1 pseudogene is annotated in these 537 nt (G+C 56.6%); it reads left to right on the top strand.

Going from position 1 to position 537, the window contains the following annotated elements:
- A pseudogene (locus AC1DRJ_RS32095) lies at positions 1-401 on the top strand (isocitrate lyase); the annotation flags it as partial.
- Between the last annotated feature and the right edge of the window lie 136 nt (positions 402-537).

The raw sequence follows: 537 nt of genomic DNA, 5'->3' as shown, positions 1-537 counted from the left end.
TCGCTGAAGCGATCAAAAAGGAATACCCGGACCAACTGCTGTCGTACAACTGCTCGCCTTCCTTCAACTGGAAGAAAAACCTGGACGACGCGACCATCGCCAAGTTCCAGCGCGAACTGTCCGCCATGGGTTACAAGCACCAGTTCATCACCCTGGCCGGCATCCACAACATGTGGCACAGCATGTTCAACCTGGCGCACGACTACGCCCGCAACGACATGACTGCCTACGTGAAACTGCAAGAGCAAGAGTTCGCTGACGCTTCGAAGGGCTACACCTTCGTGGCTCACCAGCAGGAAGTGGGCACCGGCTACTTCGACGACATGACCACTGTGATTCAAGGTGGCTCGTCTTCGGTAACCGCACTGACCGGTTCGACTGAAGAAGAACAGTTTCACTGATCTGCTTCGCTTGAGACACCAGCCGCTGCGGGCCGAATAGAAAGCTAACCGCAGCGCTGCACATCTGACGCCCCGACTGGTTCGGGGCGTTTTTTTGCCTGGGATTTCTCCCTGACACGCCCCGACCCTGTAGGTT

Source organism: Pseudomonas sp. P5_B2 (assembly GCF_056400445.1).
Note: the sequence above shows the minus strand (reverse complement) of the source record. Positions and strands in the feature narration are given on the sequence as shown.